Origin of the sequence: Mycobacterium montefiorense (assembly GCF_025823255.1) — a bacterium.
GTDB classification, from domain to species: Bacteria; Actinomycetota; Actinomycetes; order Mycobacteriales; family Mycobacteriaceae; genus Mycobacterium; species Mycobacterium montefiorense.
Genome location: NZ_JACKVL010000017.1, coordinates 473,951 through 489,293 on the forward strand (window position 1 = coordinate 473,951; position 15,343 = coordinate 489,293).

Genomic DNA, 15,343 nt, shown 5'->3' on the forward strand with positions numbered 1-15,343 from the left:
CCAGATAATTGGGATTCAACTTACAGGCGATATGGGTCGGATTGAGTTGACGCAGTTCTGTTCTGAATGTGAGCATCAGAACTGCGGCAGGGCATGCCTCTCAATTCGAGGCGCCCACAGGGGCATTGAAGTCCAGACTCACAACAGCTCGTCCCGCTCGCTTGCGGGTCGGGCCGATTGGCGCCCGACACGAGGTCGGTGCGCGGTTCAGACGGGCGGCTTCCACACGCGCCCGCGGGATTTCGTTGAAAGGTGCAGATCGCATGGGCCGCAACCACCGCATCACGGAGTGGAACCCGGAAGACACCGCGGCTTGGGAGGCCGGCAACAACAAGATCGCCCGCCGCAATCTGCTGTGCACTGTGGCGGGTGATCACGTCGCCTTTTCGATCTGGACCCTCTGGTCGGTGATGGCGCTGTTCATGCCGATGTCGGTCTACGGCTTCAATGCCAGCGACAAGTTGCTACTGGGCGCCGTTGCGGCGCTGACCGGCGGCTGTGCGCGAATCCCCTACACCCTGGGCATCGCGAAGTTCGGCGGCCGCAACTGGACCACGTTCTGCGCGTTCGTGCTGCTGATCCCGACCGTCGGCACCATCGTGTTGCTGGCCAACCCCGGGCTGCCGTTATGGCCCTACGTGGCGTGCGCGGGGCTGACCGGACTGGGCGGCGGCAACTACGCGGCATCGCTGGCCAACGTCAACGCGTTTTATCCGCAGCGGCTCAAAGGCACCGCACTGGCGATCAACGCCGGTGTCGGCAACCTCGGTGTCGCGGGGATCCAATTGACCGGGCTGCTGGCGCTGGCCACCGCGGGCCACCAGGCGCCGTACTGGGTGTGCGCGGTCTACCTAGTGCTGCTCACGGCGGTCGGGATCGCCGCTGCGCTGTTCATGGACAATCTCGACCACGGCCTCGAGCTCAACCACATGCGGTCGATCCTGTTCGACCGCGACGCCTGGGTGATCTCGCTGCTCTACATCTGCACTTTCGGCTCCTGGATCGGATTTTCCTTCGCCTTCGCCCAGGTGCTGGAGGTCAATTTCGCGGCCAACGGGGAAAGCGTCAGGCACGCGTCGCTGCACGCGGCCGAAATCGCCTTCGTCGGGCCGCTATTGGGCTCGCTGGCACGGATCTACAGCGGCAGGCTGGCGGACCGCCGCAGCGGTGGCCGTGTCACCCTGGGCGTGTTTGTGGGCATGATTGTGGGCGCCGGATTGCTGGTGGGCATCAGCACGGTCGAGGACCGCAGCGGCACGACGTCGTCCACCGCGGTCCTCGGGTACGTCATCGGGTTCATAGTTCTGTTCGTGCTGTCGGGGATGGGTAACGGCTCGGTGTTCAAGCTCATCCCGTCGGTCTTCGAGGCGCGCAGTCGCGCGTTGGAGACCGGCGAGGCAGAGCGCCGGCAGTGGTCGCGCGTGAAGTCGGGATCACTGATCGGTATCTGCTCCGCGGTCGGCGCGTTCGGCGGCGTCGGCATCAATCTGGCGCTGCGTGAGTCTTACCTGCGCAGCGGTACCGAGACGGGTGCGTACTGGCTGTTCCTGGCCTCCTACGTCGTCGCGGCGATCCTGACGTGGGCGATGTACGTGCGCCGCCCGGCGTCGGCACGCCACGCGCCGAGCCCGGTGCTCGAAACCGAAACCGAACCCGCCAGTGTGTGACGACCGCCGCAATACGGGCAATGCGTCAGCAATCGTCAGGTAACGCCGCCGAAATGTCACAGGAATACACAGGTCGTATGGACCAGCCCGACTCGCCACCGCTTACCGGATACCGGATAGCGGTCACGTCGGCGCGCCGTTCCGAGGAGCTGTGCGCGTTGCTGAGCCGTCAAGGCGCGGAGGTCTCCAGCGCCGCCGCGATCAACATGATCGCGCTGCCCGAAGACGACGAACTGCAGAGCAATACCGAAGCCGTGATCGCCGACCCGCCCGACATCCTGGTCGCCCACACCGGCATCGGCTTCCGCGGCTGGGTGGCCGCGGCCGAGGGTTGGGGCCTGTCCAACCAACTCCTCACATCACTGTCCAAGGCGCGGGTCCTGGCCCGCGGACCGAAAGCGACCGGCGCGCTGCGCGCCGCCGGTCTGCACGAAGAGTGGTCGCCGAAATCCGAGTCCTCCCAAGAGCTCCTCAAGTACCTGCTCGAATCGGGGGTCTCCGGCACGCGCATCGCCGTGCAATTGCATGGCGCCGCCGACGCCTGGGATCCGTTCCCCGAATTCGTCGGCGGGTTAAGTGCCGCCGGTGCCGACGTGGTGCCCATCCGGGTGTACCGATGGAAGTCCACCGCGATGGGCGGCAACTTCGACCAGCTGGTCACCGGAATCGCGCGACGCCAATTCGATGCGGTCAGCTTCACCTCTGCACCCGCTGCGGCCGCGGTGCTGGAACGCAGCCGCGACCTGAATATCGAAGACCAGGTGATCGAGGCGCTGCGCACCGGTGTGCACGCGATGTGTGTCGGCCCGGTGACAGCACAACCGTTGCACCGTAAGGGCATTCCGACGACAGCGCCCGAACGAATGCGGCTGGGGGCCCTGGCTCGCCATATCGCCCAGAAACTTCCGCTGCTCGGATCGAGCAGCGTGACGGCCGCGGGCCACGCGATCGAGATCCGCGGAAACTGCGTGCTGGTCGATGGTTCGGTCCAATCGCTGTCCGGATCCGGGATGTCGGTGCTGCGCGCGCTGGCACTCCGGCCCGGCGACGTCGTCGCCCGCGGTGATCTGCTGCGGGTACTGCCCGGCAACAGCAACGACCCGCACGCCGTCGACACCGCCGTGCTACGACTACGAACAGCCTTGGGCGACAAGAACATTGTCGCGACCGTGGTCAAGCGTGGCTACCGGCTCGCGATCGACGAACCGGCGGTATCGTCGTGAGCCTGATCCTTGCCGCGCACGGTACCCGCCGGCCGGGCGGTGTCGCGATGATCGGCGACCTGGCCGCACAGGTGAGCCGGCATCTCGGCCGCCCGGTGCGAGTTGCCTTCGTCGACGTCCTGGGACCCACACCGAGCGAAGTACTTTCCGCGGCCGGTCGCCACCAAGCCATCGTGGTACCCGCGTTCTTGTCCCGCGGCTACCACGTCCGCACGGATGTCACCGCCCATGTCGCGGCGAGCGGACATCCCAACGTCATCGTCACTCCGGCTTTGGGTCCGGGTGGGGAGATCGCCCGGATCGTCGCCGACCAGCTGATGAATTCCGGTTGGCGCCCCGGTGATTCGGTGATCCTCGGAGCCGCCGGAACATCGGACCCCATTGCCCGCGCCGACCTGCACACCACCGCGACACTGCTGTCCGCGCTCACCGGGTCACGAGTCAGCTTGGGGTTTGCGGCCATTGGCGATCCGCATATCGACGAGGCCGTTCGAATGGCCAGGGCCGACGGTGCGCGTCGCGGTCGCCTCCTACCTGCTCGCCGACGGCCTGTTTCAAGAAAGGCTGCGCGGGTGCGGCGCCGACCTGGTCACCCGGCCGCTGGGGACTCACCCGCAGCTGGCCCGGTTGATCGCGAGCCGATTCCGCAGGGCGGTACCGGTGGCGGCCCGGCACCCGGTGCGCCATTACCGGTCGGGCGCGCCGACGCCGGCAATGCTTGATCTTTGATCACGCAGGAGTGATCCTGGCAGCATGCCCCGTCGCGAAGAGCCATCGCGTGGGCTCCTTGATCCAGTCGCGAAGATGCTGCGGTTGCCATTCGGCACACCGGAATTCATCGATCGGATCATCACCGGTGGGGTCAACCAGGTAGGACGGCAAACCCTCCACATGCTGATTACCACGTGGGACGCCGCCGGCGGTGGACCGTTTGCGGCCAGCGCGGTCGCCTCCACGGGCATGGCGAAGACGGCCGAAGTGGTGCAAAGCATGTTCATCGGACCGGTTTTCGGCCCGATGCTGAAAATGCTGGGTGCCGACAAAGCCGCGGTGCGGGCCTCGTTGTGCGCCTCACAGCTGGTCGGCCTCGGCATCATGCGCTACGGGGTGCGCTCCGAGCCGCTGCACTCCATGTCGGTCGACGCGCTCGTCGATGCGATCGGGCCGACGATGCAGCGATACCTGGTCGGCGATATCGGCTAAGCAGCCAATCGCGCGATCTGGATTTCTCCGTCATCGTTCACGCGCACCTGGTACACCGGCACCGACACCCGGGGGTCGTCCAGGCAGCAACCGTCGTCGAACGCGAAAGCCTGCTTGAGGATGGGTGATTGGACGGTTGCACGACCACCGCGGTCGCCGACGATCCCGCGGGATATCACGGCCGCACCGGAGAACGGGTCGACATTGCCGAGCGCGTGCAGCGAGCCGTCGTCCAGACGGAACAGCGCCGCTTGGGAACCGTCGTCGAGCAGCACGCCGACTCCACGACCCGGGATGAGGTGGTCATAGGTGCACGCGGTGGTCCACACCTCGATGTCGTTGAGAATTGTCACGCTGCCTCCTGAATTCACGAACGGACTTTTGGCATGCCAATGGACACAGGGATTTTGCGTCCGGCGTTCTCGGTGAATGTGACTGTCGAATCGATTTCTTCCGGCGCGTTGACGAAGGAGACAAACCGCGAGAGCTTGTCCGGATCTTCGAGTACGCCCTTCCACTCGCACTGGTAGTTGTCCACGTGCCGCTCCATCGCGGCCTCGAATTCCTCGGCCAGACCCAGGGAGTCCTCGCACACGACGTCGCGCAGGTGATCGAGACCGCCGTCTAGGGAGTCGACCCACGGCGCGGTGCGCTGCAGCCGGTCGGCGGTGCGGATGTAGTACATGAGGAACCGGTCGACGTAGCGAACCAGCGTTTCGGTGTCGAGGTCACTCGCCAGCAGTTGGGCATGCTTGGGAGTCATGCCGCCGTTGCCGCCGACGTAGAGGTTCCAGCCCTTTTCCGTGGCGATGACGCCGACGTCCTTGCCGCGTGCCTCGGCGCACTCCCGCGCGCAACCCGAGACGCCCATCTTGATCTTGTGCGGCGCCCGCAAGCCGCGATAGCGCAGCTCCAGGTCGATGGCAAGTTGCACCGAATCCTGCTGGCCGTAGCGACACCAGTCGGTGCCCACGCAGCTCTTCACGGTGCGCAATGACTTGCCGTAGGCGTGGCCGGATTCCATGCCGCCGTCCACCAGCCGTTGCCAGATCTGCGGCAACTGATCCACCCGCGCGCCGAACAGGTCGATCCGCTGGCCGCCGGTGATCTTCGTGTAAAGCCCGAAGTCCTGGGCGATCTGGCCGATCAGAATCAGGTGCTCGGGCTTGATGTCGCCGCCGGGAACCCGCGGCACCACCGAGTAGCTGCCGTTCTTCTGAATGTTGGCCAGGAAGTGGTCGTTGGAATCCTGCAGGGAGGCCTGCTCACCTTCGAGGATGTGATCGGAGCCGGTCGAGGCAAGGATGGAGGCAACCACGGGTTTGCAGATGTCGCAACCCCTTCCGCGACCAAACCGCTCCAGCAAACCGGAGAAGGTACGGATCTCGGTGGCCGAGATGATTTCGAAAAGCTCCGCGCGCGACTGGCCGAAGTGCTCGCACAACGCCTTGGACTGTTCCACGCCCTCGGCTTCCAGCAGCTGCTTGAGCAGCGGCACGCACGACCCACACGATGTACCGGCCGCGGTGCACGATTTCAGCGATGCGACGTCACCGCAGCCATCGGCGATCGCGCACTTCAGCTCACCCTTGGTGACGTTGTTGCAGGAGCAGATCTGTGCCGAATCCGGCAGCGCGCCGACGCCCAATGCCGAAGCGCCTCCGCCGGCTCCCTCCGGCGCGATCAGCGCGAGCGGGTCGCCCGGCAGCTCGCTGCCGACCATCGGCCGCAGCACGCCGTAGGTCGAGGCGTCGCCGACGAGCACCCCACCGAGCAGGGTCTTGGCGTCGTCGGACAGCACCAGCTTGGCGTAGGTCCGGTTCACCGCGTCGTTGATGGCCACCTCGAGGCAGTTCTCGGTCGTTCCCATTGCGTCGCCGAAGCTGGCGACGTCGACGCCGAGCAACTTGAGCTTGGTGGACAGGTCCGCCTCGGGGAACTCCGCGGCGCCATCCAGCAGCCTGTCCACCACGACTTCGGCGGAGGTGTAGCCAGGTGCGACCAGGCCGTAGCACCGTCCGTCGATCGCGGCGACCTCGCCGATCGCATATATGTCGGGATCGCTTGTCCGGCAAGATAAGTCGGTAAGCACGCCGCCGCGCTCAGCGAGCGTCAGCCCAGCCGCTGCAGCGAGCTCGTCGCGAGGCCGGATGCCGGCCGCGAAGATCACCGGGCCGGCGTCAATCTCCTGGCCGTCGGTCAGCCGTACCGTCGTCGACGTCGAACCGTCTGCGCGCGAGGCGGATTCAATGGATTGGGTACCCGTGCCGACATGCACCGCGATCCCGAGTTCGCCGATCATCCGGGCCAGCAGCGCGCCGCCGGCCTCGTCGATCTGCTGGGCCATCAACCTCGGCATCATCTCAATGACGTGTGTTTCCAACCCGAATCGCCGCAACGCATTGGCGGCTTCGAGTCCGAGCAGACCGCCACCGATCACAACGCCGGCCGGATTGTGACCGCCGTCACGGGCACTCTCGGCCGCGGCGCGGATGGCGTCGAGGTCGTCCAGTGTCCGATACACGTGGCACGCGGGCAGGTCGTGCCCGGGCACTGGCGGCACAAACGCGTAAGAGCCGGTGGCTAAGACCAGAGCGTCGTAGCGGTGCCGTTCGCCGTCGGCGGTCACCACTGACTTTGTCGCGCGGTCGATTTCGGCGACCCGGGCGTTGAGCAGCAGCCGCACCCGCTGGTCACCGGCGTAGTCGTTACCGGGCAGTGCCAGCAGGCCCCGGTCCCAGCTTTCGGTGTACGAGGTCAGGCCAACGCGGTCGTAGGCGGCATCGGACTCTTCGGCCAAAACGGTGATCTGCCAAGATCCGTCGGCGTCGCGGGCACGGAGCGCCTCGACCAAACGGTGGCCGACCATGCCGTGCCCGACCACAACCAAGTGACGGGCAGCACACTGCGCACGCGAGTCGGGGGTCGGGGTCATGCCACGAGATTAGGGGTCAGAAATTAAGGAAAAATCGCCCAATGTATCGCCCGTATGACGTGGGTCTCACACCTCACAAGTTCCTGTGTGATGTGTGTTCGCTGCGGGCGAACGAGCAGGTGGAACTTAAGCGGGGTCAACTCAAGTTTTTATCTGTAGCCGGCCGACAATGCGCCGGTCACAGCAAACTCACAATGAAGTTCAAGGAAGCAAAGAGGAGACGACATGAGCAAACTCGCGTTGTGGTCGCGTCCGGCCTGGGACACCGACCGGTGGTTGCGCGACTTTTTCGGCCCGGCCGCGACGGCGGACTGGTACAAGCCAGTGACCAGCGGTTTCAACCCTGCAGCCGAGATCGTGAAGGACGGCGACGACGCGGTGGTACGCCTGGAACTGCCTGGTGTTGATGTCGAGAAAGACGTCAACGTCGAGGTCGACAAGGGCCGCCTGGTAGTCCACGGCGAACACCGCGACCAGTTCGACCAGGAGACGGATGGCCGTACCCTGCGGGAAATCCGCTACGGATCGTTCCGTCGCTCGTTCCAGCTGCCCGCGCACGTCACCGGTGAAGCCATCAAGGCTTCCTACGATGCCGGTGTGTTAAGCGTGCGGGTCACCGGCGCTTACGCCGGAACCCAGGCGCAGCGCATCGACATCACCAAGTGATTTCGCAGACGGCCGAAGCCGGCGGAGCCACCAGCCTCGCCGGCTCTTGCCGTACCTATCAGCGGAACGCTTGAGCGGCGTCAATTCCGATGACTCGCAACAGGTTTGCCACCTTGCGATCCAGACTTTCGCCGACCTTCGTCACCTCGCCGATGCCGAGGCTGCCGAACGCAGCGCTGGGCTGGTCCATCGAAAAGATCGCGTTGCGATCGGCGTCGGCGTGGATCAGAAGACGTAATGGCGCATACAGCAAGGCTTTCGGGTCATAGCGGAACATCGTCTCGGCGGTCGTGTGATTGCCGAGCAGATATTCCACCGACTTGGTGGCATGACCGGCCAGCCTGAAAAAGGCCAGTCCGTCGATCTTGCCGTAGACCATCAGACCGTTCGGCGCGTTGGTCGCCGCGGCCGCAAGGACGTCGTCCCAGCTGCCGCCGCGCTCGGCGATCTCGGCCACCACGGCCCGGTCGACCGGCGGCGCGGCTTTCTCGAAAGCCGCTATGAATTGGTCGAATTCGATGCCGGTGGCGATGTCGATTCGGTTCACGGTGTGCGAGGCCACGGTGAATTCCGCTGTTTTGACGCTGCTTGTCATGGCACTCCTCAAGATCGATCGACCTTCATTGCGCACTCACCCTAATGGTTCGGTGAATGAACTCAATAACTGGACTATACGGTTCGGTGAATGAACTATCAAGGCGTATCATCGAGGCCGTGGCTCTCCCCCGCGAATACCCCAGCGAAAGCTGCCCCATCGCCCGGTCTCTGGAGATCGTCGGCGAGCGCTGGACCCTGTTGATCATGCGCGACGCCTTCTTCGGGGTTCGGCGCTTCAGCGACTTTCGTAACCATCTCGGCATCCCGAAAGCCGTCCTGGCCGACCGACTCGCCTTGCTCGTCAAGGAGGAAGTGCTGGCCAAGGCGGACAGCGAGTACGAATTGACCGCCAAGGGCGCTCAGTTGTGGCCGATGATCTGGTCAATGATCAGTTGGGGCAACGAGAACTATCTCGAAAAGCCGAGCAGGCGAACCTATTTGCACGCGGAGTGTGGCGGTGTGATCGGGCAGGATCGCCGCTGCGGGCGTTGCGATCAGATCCCTGACGTCGCCGACCTGATTGTGCACCCGCCGCGGGGCCCGCGTAATCCGAATCGCGACGACTCGGTCACCGTGGCACTTCGGCGACCGCACCGGATGCTGGAGCCGATCTAGCCGCTTAGGCCCAGCGCGCCAGCAGCTCCTTGACCCGCGGGGACAGCGCGGCCTGCAGGTACGGTCCGAAACTGATCCGGGCGACACCGAGCGGACCGAACGACGCCGGGTCGTCCTGGTCGGGCAGCGCGATCGCGTTGACAGGCAGCGGCAGCTCCGTGGCCAACCGCCGCAGGGTCTCCGGGCTGTGGCGGCCCACCGGGTAGAGCACATCGGCGCCGGCGTCGGCCGCCTCCGTCAATCGCGCCACCGCCCGCTCGACGCGGTCGGAGTCATCCCCGTCCTTGCGCACGAAAAGATCGGTACGGGCGTTGATCACGACGTGCACCCCGGCGGCGTCGGCCGCCGACCGCAACGCACCTACTAATTCGGCGTGCTCACCGGCGGACCGCAGGCGCCTGTTCTCGGAGTGCACGGTGTCCTCGATGTTCAGCCCGACGGCGCCCACACTCAGCAGGCCTTCGATCAGGCGCCGGGGCGGCTGAGCGTAGCCGGACTCGACGTCCACCGACACCGGGACGTCGACTGCCGCGGTGATCTGGGCAACCCGGGTGAGTACATCGTCGAACGACATACCCTCGTTGTCAGGTTTGCCGATCGAGCCGGCCATCGGATGGCTGCCCACGGTCAGGGCGACGAATCCGGCATCCGTGGCAAGGCGTGCCGACCAGGCATCCCATACGGTCGGCAGCACTACGGGATTGCCTGGCTGGTGCAATTCGAGCAGTGCCGACGCGCGCAGCGCGGCGGTGTTCTGACCTGTCATGGCTGTTTGCTCCGCGATCTGGCCGAATCATTTACCCCGATATCAGTCGGGTCCGGTGGATAGTATCGAAAGTCATACTGTGATTCGTGCCACCCTCGGCCCAAGGAGATCTCTTGTCCACCACCACTGAACTCGCCGAACTACACGACCTCATCGGCGGCTTGCGGCGGTGCGTGAGCTCCTTGAAGTCGCGCTACGGCGACAGCCCGGCCATGCGCCGCATCGTTATCGACGCCGACCGGATCATCAGCGATGTCGAATTACTCGACACCGATGTTTCGGAATTGGACTTGGCACGCGCAACTGTGCAGCACTCCGGCGAAAAGATCACCATTCCCGACACCCAATACGACACCGATTTCTGGCGCGATGTCGACGACGAGGGTGTCGGAGGTCACAACAGGTCCTGACAGCCAAGCCCCCCGAAAATTCGGGGGCCCTCTCTGTGTACCCTTCGACCAAAGCTTCGTTCAACAGCCCGTTCGAAGAGGAACACTTGATGAGCGCTCCCACTGCGAACCGTCCTGCGTCCGGTGTCTTTTCACCTACCCGCGCCCGCATCCAGCAACGGACCCTACGCACCGACCGGTGGTGGATGTCGCCGTTACGGATCGACCTGGGATTCGCCGCATTCCTTATCTACGCGACGGCGCGCGGGTTGCAGAAGGACTACTTCTACGTCCCGCAGTACCACTACCTGACGCCGTTCTACTCGCCGTGCATGGCGAAGGCATGCGGTGAGGCCAGCGAATTCTGGCCGCAGATCCTGCCGAACTGGTGGTTTGTGCCGTATGCGGCGCTGACGCTGCCGTTCCTGCTGCTGTTCCGGCTCACCTGCTACTACTACCGCGGCGCCTACTACCGAACGGTGTGGCAATCGCCCACCGCGTGCGGTGTGGCCGAACCCCGCGTCCACTACACCGGCGAGACCAAGCTCCCGCTGATCATCCAGAACACCCACCGGTACTTCTTCTACATCGCCGGCGTCATCTCGGTGATCAACACCTACGACGCGATCGTTGCGTTCCACTCCGACAAGGGACCGGGCGGATTCGGCTTCGGTTTGGGCAACGTGATCCTGCTCGGCAACGTCATCATGCTGTGGATCTACACGCTGTCGTGCCATTCGTGCCGGCATGTCACCGGCGGGCGGCTCAAGCACTTCTCCAAGCACCCGGTGCGTTATTGGATCTGGACCCAGGTCAGCGTTATTAACACCCGACACAAGATGTTCGCCTGGATCACGCTGGGCACGCTGATGCTTACCGACTTTTACGTCGCGCTGGTGGCCAGCGGCGCAATTTCTGACCTGAGATTTGTTGGCTGAATCGCCATTTGGAAAAAACCAAAATTTAGCTAGCGAGGGATTTATGGCTGAGGTCGAACGGCACTCCTACGACGTGGTCGTGATCGGTGCCGGCGGCGCGGGTTTGCGCGCGGTCATCGAAGCGCGGGAACGCGGTCTCAAGGTCGCGGTGGTGTCCAAGTCGTTGTTCGGTAAAGCCCACACGGTGATGGCCGAGGGCGGCTGCGCGGCTTCCATGGGCAACACCAACCCCAAGGACAACTGGTCGACCCACTTCGGCGACACGATGCGCGGTGGCAAGTTTCTGAACAACTGGCGGATGGCCGAACTGCACGCCAAGGAGGCACCGGACCGGGTCTGGGAGCTGGAAACCTACGGCGCACTCTTCGACCGCCTCAAGGACGGCAAGATCAGCCAGCGCAACTTCGGTGGGCACACCTACCCGCGGCTGGCGCACGTCGGTGACCGCACCGGCCTGGAGCTGATCCGCACCATGCAGCAGAAGATCGTCTCGCTGCAGCAGGAGGATTTCGCCGAGCTCGGTGACTACGAGGCGCGGATCAAGGTATTCGCCGAATGCACGATCACCGAGTTGCTCAAGGACGGCGACGCGATCGCCGGGGCGTTCGGCTACTGGCGGGAGAGTGGCAAGTTCGTCGTCTTCGAGGCGCCCGCGGTGGTACTGGCCACCGGCGGGATCGGCAAGTCCTTCAAGGTCACGTCGAACTCCTGGGAGTACACCGGCGACGGCCACGCACTGGCGCTGCGGGCCGGCGCGACGCTGATCAACATGGAGTTCATTCAGTTCCACCCGACGGGCATGGTGTGGCCGCCGAGTGTGAAGGGGATCCTGGTCACCGAGGGTGTGCGCGGCGATGGCGGAGTGTTGAAGAACTCCGACAGCAAGCGCTTCATGTTCGACTACATCCCCCCGGTGTTCAAGGGCCAGTACGCGGAATCCGAGCAAGAGGCCGACCAGTGGCTCAAAGACAACGACTCGGCCCGCCGCACTCCGGACCTGCTGCCCCGCGATGAGGTCGCCCGCGCGATCAACTCGGAGGTCAAGGCCGGCCGCGGTACCCCGCACGGCGGCGTGTACCTCGACATCGCCTCGCGGTTGACGCCCGAGGAGATCAAGCGGCGGCTGCCGTCGATGTACCACCAGTTCATGGAGCTGGCCGGCGTCGACATCACCAAGGAGCCAATGGAAGTCGGGCCCACCTGTCACTACGTGATGGGCGGTGTCGAGGTCGACCCGGACACCGGTGCGGCCACCGTTGCCGGCCTATTCGCCGCGGGCGAGTGTTCCGGCGGCATGCACGGCTCCAACCGGCTGGGCGGCAACTCGCTGTCAGACCTGCTGGTTTTCGGCCGGCGCGCCGGGCTGGGCGCCGCCGACTACGCCCGCGCTCTGGCCAGCCGCCCGACCGTGCACGAGGATGCCGTCGAGGAAGCCGCGAAGCGGGCGCTGGCGCCCTTCGCGGGACCGACGAACGGTGACGCCGCCGAGAACCCGTACACGCTGCAACAGGAACTGCAGCAGTCGATGAACGACCTGGTCGGCATCATCCGTAAATCGGAGGAGATCTCCGAGGCCCTGCAACGACTCACCACACTGCGCGAGCGGTTCAAGCACATCCACGTCGAGGGCAATCGGCGGTACAACCCCGGCTGGAACCTGGCCATCGACTTGCGCAACATGCTGTTGATCAGCGAATGCGTGGCTAAGGCCGCACTGCAACGCACCGAGAGCCGCGGCGGCCACACCCGCGACGACCATCCGGGAATGGACTCGACCTGGCGCAAGGTGTTGCTGGTGTGCCGCGCCGCCGGCGGCGACGACGTGATTCCCGACGTCACCGTCACCCGCGAGGACCAGGTGCCGATGCGGTCCGATCTGATGGAGCTCTTTGAGGTCTCCGAGCTGGAGAAGTACTTCACCGACGAAGAGCTGGCCGACCACCCAGGACGGAGAGGCTAATGAGCTACGACGCGACGATGCGGGTCTGGCGCGGCGACGAAGCCGGCGGCTCGCTGGAGAACTTCACGGTCGAGGTCAACGAGGGCGAGGTGGTGCTCGACATCATCCATCGCCTGCAGGCGACCCAGACGCCCGACCTCGCGGTGCGGTGGAACTGCAAGGCCGGCAAGTGCGGATCGTGCTCGGCCGAGATCAATGGCAAGCCGAAGCTGATGTGCATGACCCGGATGTCCACCTTCGAGGAGGACGAGGTCGTGACGGTGACGCCGCTGCGGACCTTCCCGGTGATTCGCGATCTGGTCACCGACGTCTCGTTCAACTACGAAAAGGCCCGTGAGATCCCATCTTTCACGCCGCCCAAGGACCTGCAGCCCGGGGAATACCGGATGGCGCAGGTCGACGTCGCGCGCTCGCAGGAATTCCGCAAGTGCATCGAGTGCTTCCTGTGCCAAAACGTCTGCCACGTGGTCCGCGACCACGAGGAAAACAAGGAGTCGTTCGCCGGGCCCCGCTTCTTGATGCGCATCGCCGAACTCGAGATGCACCCGTTGGATACCCGGGACCGCCGCAACGACGCGCAGGAAGAACACGGCCTGGGCTTCTGCAACATCACCAAGTGCTGCACCGAGGTGTGCCCGGAACACATCAAGATCACCGACAACGCACTGATCCCGATGAAAGAGCGGGTTGCCGACCGCAAATACGACCCGATCGTCTGGCTGGGCAACAAGCTGTTCCGCCGCTGACCGAGGGCGGTGTTGGCGGGTGATCAGATACCGAGGCGACGAAACGTGCTGCGGTGGAAGACAATTGGTGCCACGCCAGCATCCACGGTCACCTCGCTGACCCGTAGCACTACGATCGTGTGGTCCCCGGCCGGAATCAGTTGCTCGATCGCACTCTCCAGCCATAGTCCGGTGCCCTTGATGAAGACCGCGCCGGAGTCATACGACACCGTGTCCATACCGGCGAACCTGTCGCCGGTCTTGGCGGCCAGGGTGCGCGCGGCCTCGTCGTGGGACTCGCCGAGCACGCTGATGCCCAGCATCGGCACGTCTTTGAGCTTGGGCCAGGTGGTCGACGTGTTCTGCACGCAGAATGACACCAACGGCGGGTCCAGCGAGACGGGGACGAAGGTACTGGCGGCCAGTCCCACCCGGGTTCCCGAAACCTCCGCCGCGATCGCCACCACACCGGATGGGAAGTGGCCGAAGGCATCACGCAGTGTGGATGGAGTCAGGTTGTTCGGTGCATTCACTGGACTTCATTCGCCCCTTGAGCCGACGACGGTTTCGCCTGTCTGACCCTACCTGCCGAGTATCCGTGCGCCTCGGCCACATCAGGGTGTGCTCGCAGCCTGCTCTTCCAGGCATTTCGACCGTAGACCGAGAAGATCGGGTCGCACGGATTCTCGGTCGGCGTCCAGTATTTATCGGTGCGCGCCGCGAGTTCGCCGGGCAGCGACAGCACCGGTATCTGCGCGTCCAGCCGGGGATTGAAGAAGAACGGCACCGAAATCCGCTCGGCCGCCGGTTCCCGCAGGTTGACCCGGTGCTCGGTGGCGCGCAAGTAGCCGCCGGTCGCGACCTCGAGCAGTTCGCCGATATTGACGATGAACGCCCCGTCCAGCGGCGCCACATCAACCCAGCCGTCCTGCGCCAGATCGCTGCCCCGTCGCACCTGCAGGCCCTTGCTTTCCGGCTCGGCCAGCAACAGCGTGAGCACCCCGGAGTCCCGGTGCGCACCCACACCCTGTGGGCTGGCCGCGCGGGCGGGATAGCGGATGACCTTGATCAGGGTGGCCGGGGTCTCGGCGAAGGCGTCGTCGAACACGTCAGGCCGACTGCCCAGCGATGCCGCCCAGTGCCGCAGCAGGGTGCGGGCCACCCGCGATAGGGCGGCATCCCACTCCGCGATGATCGCCGGGAGCTCGGGCAGCGACGCCGGCCACTGATTGGGGCCCTGCAGCCACAGGTAGTCGGGCTCGCCCGGACCGCCGATCGGCGAGCGTTCGGGTCCAATATCAATCTGCTCGCGCCAATCCACCTCGCCCAGGGTCCGCTCGCCACCAAGCCGCGTGTAACCACGGAAATGCGGGCTGCGCACCATCGCCACGGCGTCCTTGTCGGCCTGCGGCAGCGCGAACAACTTGCGGGCCACCTCGAACACCAGGGCCACCAGCGTCTGCGGTACGTCGTGGCCGGTCAGATAGAAGAAGCCCACCTCGTGGGCAGCCTCGCGCAGACCCTCGCGCAACACGCCGGTAGGGGCTGCCAGATCGACGACGGGTAAGGCGGTGACGCTCTTCACACCAGTCACGCTTCAATTATCGCCGCAGGTAGACCGCCTGTCGAAGGCGTGAACTGGGCTATCCCAACCGGTTG

General features: G+C 64.9%; 15 protein-coding genes and 1 pseudogene. 10 read left to right on the forward strand and 6 right to left on the reverse strand.

Annotated elements, in window-relative coordinates; genetic code table 11:
- Nucleotides 1–263 precede the first annotated feature (263 nt).
- The 4 genes and pseudogenes from H7K34_RS22205 (at nucleotide 264) to H7K34_RS22220 (ending at nucleotide 4,093) form a co-directional block, all read left to right on the forward strand.
- Nucleotides 264–1,667: a nitrate/nitrite transporter gene (locus tag H7K34_RS22205; protein WP_264064171.1), complete on the forward strand. Its 1,404-nt coding sequence runs from the start codon at nucleotides 264–266 to the stop codon at nucleotides 1,665–1,667.
- A gap of 77 nt (nucleotides 1,668–1,744) precedes the next feature.
- Nucleotides 1,745–2,890, forward strand: a complete 1,146-nt coding sequence (locus tag H7K34_RS22210; RefSeq protein WP_264064172.1) for a uroporphyrinogen-III synthase — start codon at nucleotides 1,745–1,747, stop codon at nucleotides 2,888–2,890.
- A pseudogene (locus H7K34_RS22215) lies at nucleotides 2,887–3,619 on the forward strand (sirohydrochlorin chelatase). The gene H7K34_RS22210 and the pseudogene H7K34_RS22215 overlap by 4 nt, the downstream one beginning before the upstream one ends.
- A gap of 24 nt (nucleotides 3,620–3,643) precedes the next feature.
- On the forward strand, nucleotides 3,644–4,093 hold the full coding sequence (locus tag H7K34_RS22220) for a TetR/AcrR family transcriptional regulator (protein ID WP_264064173.1): 450 nt from the start codon (nucleotides 3,644–3,646) through the stop codon (nucleotides 4,091–4,093).
- Here the strand turns inward: H7K34_RS22220 and nirD are convergent.
- Nucleotides 4,090–4,446: a nitrite reductase small subunit NirD gene (nirD, locus tag H7K34_RS22225; RefSeq protein ID WP_108922288.1), complete on the reverse strand. Its 357-nt coding sequence runs from the start codon at nucleotides 4,444–4,446 to the stop codon at nucleotides 4,090–4,092. The two genes, H7K34_RS22220 and nirD, sit on opposite strands and share 4 nt — an antisense overlap.
- A gap of 14 nt (nucleotides 4,447–4,460) precedes the next feature.
- Nucleotides 4,461–7,028: a nitrite reductase large subunit NirB gene (gene nirB / locus H7K34_RS22230; protein WP_264064174.1), complete on the reverse strand. Its 2,568-nt coding sequence runs from the start codon at nucleotides 7,026–7,028 to the stop codon at nucleotides 4,461–4,463.
- A gap of 225 nt (nucleotides 7,029–7,253) precedes the next feature.
- On the opposite strand from nirB, the gene H7K34_RS22235 reads away from it, so the two are divergent.
- Entirely contained in the window at nucleotides 7,254–7,694 is a 441-nt protein-coding gene (locus H7K34_RS22235; RefSeq protein WP_264064175.1) for an Hsp20/alpha crystallin family protein, read from the forward strand.
- A gap of 58 nt (nucleotides 7,695–7,752) precedes the next feature.
- Here H7K34_RS22235 and H7K34_RS22240 read toward each other — a convergent pair whose 3' ends face one another.
- Entirely contained in the window at nucleotides 7,753–8,289 is a 537-nt protein-coding gene (locus tag H7K34_RS22240; RefSeq protein ID WP_264064176.1) for a DUF302 domain-containing protein, read from the reverse strand.
- 119 nt (nucleotides 8,290–8,408) lie between these two features.
- Here H7K34_RS22240 and H7K34_RS22245 point away from each other — a divergent pair, with 119 nt between their 5' ends.
- Nucleotides 8,409–8,906, forward strand: a complete 498-nt coding sequence (locus tag H7K34_RS22245) for a winged helix-turn-helix transcriptional regulator (RefSeq protein WP_264064177.1) — start codon at nucleotides 8,409–8,411, stop codon at nucleotides 8,904–8,906.
- A gap of 4 nt (nucleotides 8,907–8,910) precedes the next feature.
- On the opposite strand, the gene H7K34_RS22250 is transcribed toward H7K34_RS22245, so the two are convergent.
- Nucleotides 8,911–9,672: an isocitrate lyase/PEP mutase family protein gene (locus H7K34_RS22250; RefSeq protein ID WP_264064178.1), complete on the reverse strand. Its 762-nt coding sequence runs from the start codon at nucleotides 9,670–9,672 to the stop codon at nucleotides 8,911–8,913.
- Nucleotides 9,673–9,785: 113 nt separating this feature from the next.
- Here H7K34_RS22250 and H7K34_RS22255 point away from each other — a divergent pair, with 113 nt between their 5' ends.
- From H7K34_RS22255 to H7K34_RS22270, 4 genes are all read left to right on the forward strand, one after another.
- The gene (locus tag H7K34_RS22255) at nucleotides 9,786–10,082 is read left to right on the forward strand and encodes a hypothetical protein (protein WP_264064179.1); all 297 of its coding nucleotides are present in this window, start codon (nucleotides 9,786–9,788) and stop codon (nucleotides 10,080–10,082) included.
- Nucleotides 10,083–10,171: 89 nt separating this feature from the next.
- On the forward strand, nucleotides 10,172–10,999 hold the full coding sequence (locus H7K34_RS22260; protein ID WP_108922152.1) for a hypothetical protein: 828 nt from the start codon (nucleotides 10,172–10,174) through the stop codon (nucleotides 10,997–10,999).
- Nucleotides 11,000–11,042: 43 nt separating this feature from the next.
- On the forward strand, nucleotides 11,043–12,959 hold the full coding sequence (locus H7K34_RS22265) for a fumarate reductase/succinate dehydrogenase flavoprotein subunit (RefSeq protein ID WP_264064180.1): 1,917 nt from the start codon (nucleotides 11,043–11,045) through the stop codon (nucleotides 12,957–12,959).
- The gene (locus H7K34_RS22270) at nucleotides 12,959–13,705 is read left to right on the forward strand and encodes a succinate dehydrogenase/fumarate reductase iron-sulfur subunit (protein WP_108922150.1); all 747 of its coding nucleotides are present in this window, start codon (nucleotides 12,959–12,961) and stop codon (nucleotides 13,703–13,705) included. Before H7K34_RS22265 ends, H7K34_RS22270 begins: the two co-directional genes overlap by 1 nt.
- Nucleotides 13,706–13,728: 23 nt before the next feature.
- Here H7K34_RS22270 and H7K34_RS22275 read toward each other — a convergent pair whose 3' ends face one another.
- Both H7K34_RS22275 and H7K34_RS22280 read right to left on the reverse strand, forming a co-directional pair.
- Nucleotides 13,729–14,217, reverse strand: coding sequence for a flavin reductase family protein (locus H7K34_RS22275; protein ID WP_264064181.1), 489 nt, complete (start codon nucleotides 14,215–14,217; stop codon nucleotides 13,729–13,731).
- Nucleotides 14,214–15,269, reverse strand: a complete 1,056-nt coding sequence (locus tag H7K34_RS22280) for an isopenicillin N synthase family dioxygenase (protein WP_264064835.1) — start codon at nucleotides 15,267–15,269, stop codon at nucleotides 14,214–14,216. The genes H7K34_RS22275 and H7K34_RS22280 overlap by 4 nt, the downstream gene beginning before the upstream one ends.
- Nucleotides 15,270–15,343 lie beyond the last annotated feature (74 nt).

What these genes read in the sequence shown, in the direction of transcription:
- H7K34_RS22205 (WP_264064171.1), top strand. Translation starts at nt 264, where the DNA reads ATGGGCCGCAACCACCGCATCACGGAGTGGAACCCGGAAGACACCGCG.
- H7K34_RS22210 (WP_264064172.1), top strand. Translation starts at nt 1,745, where the DNA reads ATGGACCAGCCCGACTCGCCACCGCTTACCGGATACCGGATAGCGGTC.
- H7K34_RS22220 (WP_264064173.1), top strand. Translation starts at nt 3,644, where the DNA reads ATGCCCCGTCGCGAAGAGCCATCGCGTGGGCTCCTTGATCCAGTCGCG.
- nirB (WP_264064174.1), bottom strand. Translation starts at nt 7,028, where the DNA reads ATGACCCCGACCCCCGACTCGCGTGCGCAGTGTGCTGCCCGTCACTTG.
- H7K34_RS22235 (WP_264064175.1), top strand. Translation starts at nt 7,254, where the DNA reads ATGAGCAAACTCGCGTTGTGGTCGCGTCCGGCCTGGGACACCGACCGG.
- H7K34_RS22240 (WP_264064176.1), bottom strand. Translation starts at nt 8,289, where the DNA reads ATGACAAGCAGCGTCAAAACAGCGGAATTCACCGTGGCCTCGCACACC.
- H7K34_RS22250 (WP_264064178.1), bottom strand. Translation starts at nt 9,672, where the DNA reads ATGACAGGTCAGAACACCGCCGCGCTGCGCGCGTCGGCACTGCTCGAA.
- H7K34_RS22260 (WP_108922152.1), top strand. Translation starts at nt 10,172, where the DNA reads ATGAGCGCTCCCACTGCGAACCGTCCTGCGTCCGGTGTCTTTTCACCT.
- H7K34_RS22265 (WP_264064180.1), top strand. Translation starts at nt 11,043, where the DNA reads ATGGCTGAGGTCGAACGGCACTCCTACGACGTGGTCGTGATCGGTGCC.
- H7K34_RS22270 (WP_108922150.1), top strand. Translation starts at nt 12,959, where the DNA reads ATGAGCTACGACGCGACGATGCGGGTCTGGCGCGGCGACGAAGCCGGC.